Source organism: Streptomyces sparsus (assembly GCF_054776295.1).
In genome coordinates, this window is sequence record NZ_BAAHCA010000754.1 from 1 (window position 1) to 2,456 (window position 2,456).

Annotated in this window: 1 protein-coding gene; it reads right to left on the minus strand. The window is 69.6% G+C overall.

Going from position 1 to position 2,456, the window contains the following annotated elements; translation table 11 throughout:
* Nucleotides 1–71: 71 nt before the first annotated feature.
* Nucleotides 72–2,291 carry an NADP-dependent isocitrate dehydrogenase gene (locus ACYVE9_RS22990; protein WP_461029800.1) on the minus strand — a complete coding sequence of 740 codons (2,220 nt, stop codon included), beginning with the start codon at nucleotides 2,289–2,291 and terminating at the stop codon, nucleotides 72–74.
* Nucleotides 2,292–2,456: the final 165 nt, after the last annotated feature.

The following is a 2,456-nucleotide window of genomic DNA, read 5'->3' on the forward strand; positions in this document are numbered from 1 at the left end:
GGTGCGGCGGTCGGACGCCGCACCGGGTCCGTGCGCCCCGAACGGCCGGGTGCCGTCCGCGGGCCCTGGGATCAGCCCAGTGTCGCGAGCGCCTGGTTGAAGGTCGCCGACGGACGCATCACGGCCGAGGCCTTCGCCGCGTCCGGTCGGTAGTAACCGCCGATCTCGGCCGGGGAGCCCTGCACCGCGACCAGCTCGTCGACGATCGTCTGCTCCTGTTCGGTGAGCGTCTTCGCCAGACCGGCGAACGCCTCCGCGAGCTGGGGGTCGTCCGTCTGCTTCGCCAGCTCCTGAGCCCAGTAGAGCGCCAGGTAGAAGTGGCTGCCCCGGTTGTCGATGCCGCCGAGGCGACGGCTCGGCGACTTGTCCTCGTTGAGGAAGGTGGCGTTGGCCCGGTCGAGGGTGTCGGCGAGCACCTGCGCGCTCGCGTTGCCCGTGGTCTGGGCGAGGTGCTCGAAGCTGACCGCGAGGGCCAGGAACTCACCCAGGCTGTCCCAGCGCAGGTAGTTCTCCTTGACGAGCTGCTGGACGTGCTTCGGCGCGGAGCCGCCGGCACCCGTCTCGAACAGGCCGCCGCCGTTCATCAGCGGGACGACGGACAGCATCTTCGCGCTGGTGCCCACCTCGAGGATCGGGAAGAGGTCCGTCAGGTAGTCGCGCAGCACGTTGCCGGTGACGGAGATGGTGTCCTCCCCGCGGCGGATGCGCTCCAGGGAGAACGCGGTCGCCTCGGCCGGCGGCATGATCTCGATCTGCAGGCCGTCGGTGTCGTGCTCGGGCAGGTACGCCTTGACCTTGGCGATGAGGTTGGCGTCGTGGGCGCGGGTCTCGTCGAGCCAGAACACCGCCGGAACACCGGTCGCGCGGGCCCGGGTGACGGCCAGCTTGACCCAGTCCCTGATCGGCGCGTCCTTGGTCTGGCACATGCGCCAGATGTCGCCGGTGCTCACCTCGTGCTCGAGCACCACGTCGCCGGCGTCGTCGACCACGCGCACGGTGCCGGTGGTCGGGATCTCGAAGGTCTTGTCGTGGCTGCCGTACTCCTCGGCCTTCTGCGCCATCAGGCCGACGTTGGGCACCGAGCCCATCGTGGACGGGTCGAAGGCGCCGTTGGCGCGGCAGTCGTCGATGACCACCTGGTAGACGCCGGCGTAGCTGCTGTCCGGGATGACGGCCAGCGTGTCGGCCTCCTCGCCGTCCGGGCCCCACATGTGGCCGGAGGTGCGGATCATGGCCGGCATCGAGGCGTCCACGATGACGTCGCTCGGCACGTGCAGGTTGGTGATGCCGCGGTCGGAGTCGACCATCGCCAGCGCCGGGCCCTCGGTCAGCTCGGACTCGAAGGACGCCTGGATCTCCGCGCCCTCGGGCAGCGCCTCCAGGCCCTTGAGAATGCCGCCCAGACCGTCGTTCGGGGTCAGGCCGGCCGCGGCGAGCTTGTCGCCGTGCGCGGCGAACGTCTTCGGGAAGAAGGCGCGTACGACGTGGCCGAAGACGATCGGGTCGGCGACCTTCATCATGGTGGCCTTGAGGTGCACCGAGAAGAGCACGTCATCGGACTTCGCGCGGTCGATCTGCTCCTTGAGGAACTCGCGCAGCGCCGCCACCCGCATGACCGAGGCGTCGACGACCTCACCGGCCAGCACCGGCACCGACTCGCGCAGCACGGTCGTGGAGCCGTCGTCGCCCGCCAGCTCGATGCGCAGCGAACCGGCCTCGGTGACCACCGCGGACTTCTCGGTGGAGCGGAAGTCCTCCGCCTGCATGTGGGCGACGTTCGTCTTCGACTCGGGCGTCCAGGCGCCCATGCGGTGCGGGTGCGCCTTGGCGTAGTTCTTCACCGAGGCCGGCGCACGGCGGTCGGAGTTGCCCTCGCGCAGCACCGGGTTCACGGCGCTGCCCTTGACCTTGTCGTACCGGGCGCGGACGTCCCGCTCCTCGTCGGTCTTCGGCTCGTCCGGGTAGTCCGGCAGCGCGTAGCCCTGGCTCTGCAGCTCGGCGATCGCCGCCTTCAGCTGGGGGATCGACGCCGAGATGTTCGGCAGCTTGATGATGTTCGCCCCGGGAGTCTTGGCCAGCTCGCCGAGCTCCGCCAGCGCGTCGTCGATGCGCTGGTCCTCCTTGAGGTACTCGGGGAAAAGCGCGATGATGCGCCCCGCCAGAGAGATGTCACGGCTCTCCACGGAGACACCTGCCGTCGAGGCGTACGCCTCGATCACGGGCAGGAACGAATACGTCGCCAGGGCCGGAGCCTCGTCGGTCTGCGTGTAGATGATGGTCGAGTCAGTCACCTGGTACTCCGCTCCACGTCTGCAACATTGCTCGACATCAAGATATCTCTTGGCCGTGTTCCGATCGACAGGACCCCGCTTGTGATCGCGGCCGGCTCACGATCGGATCCGCGGACCCGCGCCCTCCGCACCGCGGCGCGCTCCGGCCGCGCGCCTCGCCCTGCC